This window comes from Bacteroidota bacterium (assembly GCA_038746285.1).
GTDB lineage: Bacteria > Bacteroidota > Rhodothermia > Rhodothermales > JANQRZ01 > JANQRZ01.
In genome coordinates this window covers 22,753-29,542 of record JBCDKT010000049.1, presented here as the reverse complement: position 1 = coordinate 29,542, position 6,790 = coordinate 22,753, and the positions used below count along the sequence as shown (strand labels likewise).

At 68.0% G+C, this 6,790-nt stretch carries 5 protein-coding genes; all 5 read left to right on the top strand.

Annotated features, from left to right (window positions below):
* The coding region (locus AAGI91_14075) for a T9SS type A sorting domain-containing protein (GenBank protein ID MEM1043740.1) at window positions 1-460 on the top strand (460 nt) is incomplete at its 5' end.
* A 21-nt stretch (window positions 461-481) separates the two neighbouring features.
* Entirely contained in the window at window positions 482-2,578 is a 2,097-nt protein-coding gene (locus tag AAGI91_14070; protein ID MEM1043739.1) for a hypothetical protein, read from the top strand.
* 24 nt (window positions 2,579-2,602) lie between these two features.
* Window positions 2,603-4,414 carry a hypothetical protein gene (locus AAGI91_14065; protein MEM1043738.1) on the top strand — a complete coding sequence of 604 codons (1,812 nt, stop codon included), beginning with the start codon at window positions 2,603-2,605 and terminating at the stop codon, window positions 4,412-4,414.
* 3 nt (window positions 4,415-4,417) lie between these two features.
* Window positions 4,418-5,452: a hypothetical protein gene (locus AAGI91_14060; GenBank protein MEM1043737.1), complete on the top strand. Its 1,035-nt coding sequence runs from the start codon at window positions 4,418-4,420 to the stop codon at window positions 5,450-5,452.
* A gap of 17 nt (window positions 5,453-5,469) precedes the next feature.
* On the top strand, window positions 5,470-6,744 hold the full coding sequence (locus AAGI91_14055; protein ID MEM1043736.1) for a glycan-binding surface protein: 1,275 nt from the start codon (window positions 5,470-5,472) through the stop codon (window positions 6,742-6,744).
* Window positions 6,745-6,790 lie beyond the last annotated feature (46 nt).

Sequence of the window (6,790 nt, the reverse complement as noted above, 5' to 3'; positions counted from 1 at the left end):
GCAGATTCCGGTGGCGTCGTTCACGGACGAGAACGCGAACACGCCGGGTGCGGACGACGGGTTCGACTACGCGAACCTGCTGCAGGTGGTCTTCGCCTACGGCGGGCTGCAGGGGCCGGAGTTCACCTTCCTCATCGACGAACTGGGCTTCAGCAACGAAGTCACGGTGGCGAACGAACCCGGCACCACGCCCGGCGGCGTTGCGCTGAGCAGCGCCTACCCGAACCCGTTCGCCTCGCGCACGCAGTTCGCCCTCACGCTCGACCAGGCCGAGTCGGTCCGCGTCGAGGTCTTCGACGTGCTGGGCCGCCGCGTGGCGCTTCTCCACGATGGCCTGCTCGGTGCGCAGACCGCGCACACGTTCGGTATCGACGGCCGGGCCTGGGGCAGCGGGATGTACCTCTACCGGGCCACTGGCGAGACGTTTTCCGAAACGCGCCGCGTAGTCCTCACGAAGTAGCCCTTACCGGAGACTGGTCCTATGCCTCGGATCGCACGGATTGACCCGCTCGGGGCCGGCCGCAGCCTGCGCGCTGCGGCCGGCCTCCGGCTCGGCCACGCCGCACGGCTCGCCCTCTTCGCCGCCGTGGCCTTCAGCGTGGTGCAGCCCGCGTCGGCGCAGGTCGCCGACCGGGACGACGCGGGCGCGCCGGGCACGGACCTCGTCGCCTCGAACGACGGCGTCGTCGCCGACTCGGTCTACCGTGATTACCCTTCGGCCGACACCACGGAGGCGCTTCGCCGGCTGCCGCTCGGCCTGACGGCCTTCGGGTACTACCGGCTGTTTGTCTACAGTCGCAACATCACGAACCCGTACCCCGGCCTCGACCCGTTCGCCCGGGCCTACAGCGTCGGCGACGGCTACCGCGAGCCGATGCTGTCGGTCAACGTCCTCGGCCGGCCGAGCGGCAAGGCGAGCTTCGGGACGGAGCTGTTCATCTTTGCCCCCTACGACGGCACCGAAGACTTCGAGACGAACACACTCTCGCTCAACCTCGGGCTCAACTTCTACGGCAACTTCCGCACGGAGGCCGGCAACTTCGGCGTCCGCGCCGGCGGCATCCACTGGTACAACCTCAGCCCGTTCACGATCGGCGTCTACCAGGTCCTCGACCGCTTCTCGATCTTCGACCGGACACCGTGGGAGGGGGTCGACGGGACCGGCAAGTACGCCAACTACTTCGCCACCGGCCGGGCCAACCCGGGCGACCAGCGCTGGAATTTCCAAGCGTTCCAGGGGTTCATCCTCGACGGGCGGCGCCTCCCCGGCGGCTTCGGATTCGACGCCTTCTGGGGCAAGACGCAGCCCAACGGCGGCCTGCCGGGAGCCCTCACCGAGTCGAGCGAGACCGTCGCGGGCGAAGGCGAGGCCGGCGACGTGCCGACCTTCAACGGGTTTGAGGGCGAGGCGCGCGTCCTGCCGAGCTTCATCACGGGCGGCCGCCTGCAGAAAGCGTTCGGCGACAACATGGTGGCCGTCAACACACTCTACAGCTACCGCACGCTCGACAGCCCGACCGCCGCCCGCCGCGACTACCAGGTCCACACCGCGACGTTCGACGCGAACGTGGCCGGCGTCAACGTGTCCGGCGAGCTCGGCGCGAGCCGGTTCGACAGCCCAGACTTCACCTCCAATTGGGGCGAGGCGCTCATGGTCCGTGCTCTGACGCCGGGCGAGCTCACCGTATTCCCGCTCGACGTGCAGCTCTACCAGGTCGGGCGCAACTTCTTCAACGAGAACGGCGAGATCTCGACCAACAGCAACCCCGAGATCAGCGTCGATCCGCGCTGCTCGGTGGCGGCCGGGGGCGGGTCAGTCGGGGGGCTCATCACCCAGGTCAACCAGCTCGCCCACAACCGCCGGGGCGTGAACGTCAACACCGGGTGGGACGCCGGACCGGCCAAGCTGGCCGTCGGCTGGGGCCTCGCCCACGAACTCGCCCCGACGACCTCGGAGCTGACCTACAACCACCGGATCAACGGACTCGCCCTCTCGCGCATCTACAACCCGTTCCCGGAGAACGCCGTCTGCGCGACGACCTTCGGCCCGTTCAACCGGCAGTTTTCCTACTTCCGCGGCGTCGCCGAGCGCGTCCAGACGACCGACGTCGACCAGGTTACCGGCATCCCGACCAACCGCAAGTACTACCACGCCGTCGACATCCAGGCTAAGTTCCGGGGCGAGACGCTCGGCGGGCGCGACATCTACTTCTTCTACCTCGGGAGCTTCGGCTCGGCCAACCGCGTGGCGCGCGCCCTCCCCACTGACGACGACACCTACCTCTTCGTCCAGTACCACGAGTTCGACCTGTACCTCGAGCTCTGGGAGCGCTTCCTCCTGGCCGGCTACCTCGGGCTGGAGAAAGTCAACGGCGGGCAGTTCACCGACGTGGACGCGGTGACGGGCGAGCCGCGCGACCAGCGCGGGGTCGGCCTCGGCCTCGGCTTCGACTGGACGGTCGCCAGCAACGCCGGGCTCTACCTCCGCCACCGCTGGATGGACTTCCAGGACCGCAGCTTCGTCGCCGACAACTACAGCGGCCGCGAACTCACCCTCGAGCTCAAGGTCTTTTTCTAAAGCCAGACGCTAAACGCCACCCGCATGCGCCCACTCCTCCAATCCTGCCTGCTTGCCGCAGCCCTGACGCTGCCGCTGGCACCCGGCGTGCTGGCCCAGGGAGCGCCGAGCAACGAGGAGGCAGGCCCCGGCCTCCAGTTCAACGGCTACGGCCGGAGCACCATCCAGCAGACGGAGATCGGCGGGACGGTCCTCGACACGGACACCCTCACGGTCCAGGACATCGCCGACGGCGAGTTCGTGCTCGACCTCGCCGTGAACGCCCGCCCCAACAGCGTCACCGAGGTCCAGGGCATCATCCGGCTGCGGAACGAGTTCGGCGGCTTCTTCGGCGCGGGCGCGACGCTCGACGTGCGCGAACTGTGGGCGCGCGGCGTCATCGCCGACGTGCTGCGCTACCGCCTCGGCGACATGGACGCGGCCCTCTCGCCCTACACCCTCTTCCTGCCGGACGCCGACGGGGTGGTGAACGAGCCCGAGCTGTTCCGGCCGCAGCGCGAGGCCGTCTACTACGACGAGTTCTACACCGGACGCAACACGCGCCGTCTCCAGGGGGCCAAGCTGGACTTCGGCCTGAGCTTCGACCGGGGGCTGGACGCAGCCGACTTCCAGATCTTCCTGGCCCGGCTCCGCTCGACCAACTTCACCGACGTGCCCACCCGGTTCATCGGCGGCGGGCGCGGCGCGCTCACCCTCGGGCCCTTCGGGCCGTACGGCACCCTCGCAAAGGGCGGCCTCAACGTCTCCTACACCTGGGACGACCTCAAGTCGGGCGACGCCAACACCGGCATCCGCAACGCCGTCATCTCGCTCGACACCGACGTGCGAATCCTCGACCAGGATGCCTTCGACCTCCACCTCGTCGGCGAGAGCGGCTGGTCGCTCGTGCGGCTCAGGGAGAACACGGAGGACAGCGAGACCGAGGAGGAAACGGCGCCCATCGACGAGATCCTGTTCGAGGACACCGACACCTTCATCGAGGTCGGCCTCGCGGGGACGGTCAAGGCAGCCGACCTCGGCCTCTCGGCGATGTTCGTCAACGTCGGGCCGGAGTTCTACAGCGCGTCGGCCCAGAGCAAGCGGATCGACTACACACGGACCAAGAGCACCTTCAACCGCATCGGCTCGGACGCCGACCTCCGGCCCGTCTCGCTCTTCGACCTGTCACGGGACCCGGCGCTCTACACGTTCCGCATCGCGGACCAGCTGATGGCCTACGACCCGCGCTACGGGAACGTGCTCCCCTTCGGGCGGGCCACGCCCAACCGGCGCGGTGCCCGGCTCGGCGCGGCCTACGCGCCCGACGGCGTCCCGGTGGACGCCGCCCTCGACCTGGCGCTGCTGACCGAGATCCGAGGCGAGGGTACGGACGAGCTCAAGAACTTCGTCCTGCTGCGCGGCGAGGCGACGGTCGAGGTCAACGAGTTCATCGGGTGGGACCGGATGCTCGGCCTCACACTCGGGACCCAAGTGGAGAACACGAGCCGCGGCGGCGAGCCGGCCGAAGAGGTGGACCTCGCGTCCATCCTGTTCGAGGCTGGCGTCTCGGCCGAGGTCTACGACCGGCTCGACGTGCTCCTCGGGGCCAAGCTCCGCACGTCGAGCGGCCGCGACTACGTGCCGCAGATCGAGAACTTCAACGACATCCGCGACTTCTTCGAGCCCTTCGTGACCGACGACCAGGAATCGCTCATCGGAGCCGGGCTCCGCTACCGGTTCCGGGACGACATCTCGCTCACGGTGCAGGTCCAGCGCTTCAGCTACAGCAGCGACCCGAACCCCGACGACGAGTACACACTCGGGCAGGTCTTCGCTCTCTACACGATGACGTTCTAGCCCATGCGACCGACGCACGATTCCGACACGACCCACCGCCCGAACCGGCTGACCCGCGGCTGCGCGCTCGCCCTCCTTCTGAGCGCAGCGCTCCTCGGCTGCGACCACGCCACCGAGTCTGCCGGCCCGAGCCTGATCGTCCGCTTCGGCGAGTTCGACCTCCAGGAGCCGCTCAGCGCCAGCCAGGACATGGTAGACTTCGCCGCAGGCGAGAGCGTGAGCTTCGCCGCCCGCTTCAACAAGCCCGTCAACTGGATCGTTGAGATCACCGGCCAGGAGAGCGGTGCCGTCAGGCGGATCGAAGGGTTCTCCAGCGAACTGACCGAGGAGAACGCCCGCTGGATCGGCGGCACGACGCAGCTCCCGCTCTTCCGCGAAGAGGCGGCCGAGGCGGCCCTCATCATCCCCGACGAAGAGTCCGACACCACGCGCGTGACGATCAGCGTGCTGACCCCGCGCCTCTACCCAGGCGAGGTGGTCACCGGCTTCGAGGACGACGAGGAGGCCGTCACGACGCTCCGAAACTTCGAGTTCGAGCTCGACGCCGCCTCCGGGCCGAGCATGGAGGTGCCCGCCGCCGAAGGCGAGACATTCTACCTCCTGCGCGGCACCGACACCGTGGTCGACAACTTCTTCGTCGGCCTCGCCGAGATCACCTCGCCGAGCGACGACGGCTACTTCACCGTCCCGACGAACGTGCCGGAGAACCTCTTCTTCAATGCGTTCCTCTACAACTTCGGCAGCTCGAACACGATCGCCATTCTCGACGTTGTAGTGGACGCCAACGGCAACGGCACGTTCGAGGACGGCACAGACGCCATCTTCGGCTCGGGTGACATCCGGCTGGAGGAGCCGGGATGGTCGCAGTTCTCGCTGTCCGTCTCGGAGTTCGGGCTGACCGAAGCGCAGACGCAGCAGATCGTCGCGGTGCGCCTCGTGCTGATCTCCGACAACAACACGCAGCCCGATCCGCGCGAGCCCGTCGATTTCGGCGTGGACTACGTCACGTTCACTTCGGGCGGCCCCCTCCGGCTGTAGCACTACCGATCAGTCCTATGAGCCAGCGCCTCTCTTCTCGACTCGTCTTCAGCGTCCTCTTTCTAGCAGGGGCGATGCTGGCGTCCGGGTGTGTGCAGTTCCTGCCCGCCGCCCTCTACTCGGGCGTGGAGCAAGCACCGGTGCCCGAGCGGCCCCGCACCCTCGCGCTCGCCGCCGAGCCAGTCATTTTCTCCGACCAGACCGACGACACCGTCTGGTTCCAGGATGACGTGCGCTGCACGCAAGGCGAGGTGACCTCGGACGTGGTCTACGCCGGGCAGCGTGCCGTCGCGCTCTCGTGGGACCGCAACGTCGAAGGGTGCGAGTGGGCCGGCTTCGGAATCGGCTGGGACGGATGGGCCGGCAAGGACCTCTCGGAACTGCTGCCCTACGCGGCCATCGAGATGCAGGTGCGGACGAAGGAGGGGACGATGTACGGCCTGCCGATTGTGCTCACGTTCGAGGACTACGCCGGCGGGATGGGCTTCTCCTACACCGGCAACCGCTACTTCGAGCGCCCCGTCATCGACGAGGACTGGCAGAAGATCGTCGTTCCGCTGGCCAGCTTCGACCTGGAGGTCGAGAACCTCGACCTGACGAATGTCAAGCAGCTCATGTTTGAGCTTCAGGGCTCCGGTAGCATCTACATCGACGATGTGCGGCTCGCATTCTACGAGGAGGAAGAGCAGGAGCCGTGGCTGGTCGAGGCCCCGCGCCCCGACCCGACGGCGCTCCCGATCCAGCTCTTCGGCGACGCCTTCATCAACGACAACGGCTGGGGCCTCGTCTCCGACCGCTGCCAGACGGTCGAGACCACCACCGCCAGCGCGTCCGAAGGATCGACGGCGCTGCACCTGCGTTGGGACCTCGGCCCCGACGAGTGCTACCAGGGCTCGATGGGCGTGAGTTGGGACCAGTGGTACCCCATCGACATGACGGACGTGGTCGAGCAGACGGCGGTCCAGTTCGACGTCCGCGTGCCGGAGGGCGCGGCGCGCACGCTGCCGCTGCGCTTCGGGTTCGAGGACTACGGGCGGCAGTTCTCCGGGGCTACGCTCGACGGCAGCTACACCGCCTCGGGCCAGTTCACGATGGCGTGGCAGACGGTGACCATCCCGCTCACCCACCTGCGAGGCGGCGGCACCCAACTCGCGGCCGCCCCGGCGACCGTCGGCAACCTCCCCGAACCGCAGGGCCGCGCCGACTGGAGCAACGTCAAGCAGCTCATCATCTACATGGATGAGGCGGGCGAAGTGCTCCTCGATAACATCCGGCTCGTGGAAATCAACTGACTGCGCGCCGACGTGCTCGGCCAGCGCATGGCGTCTACCGATATGA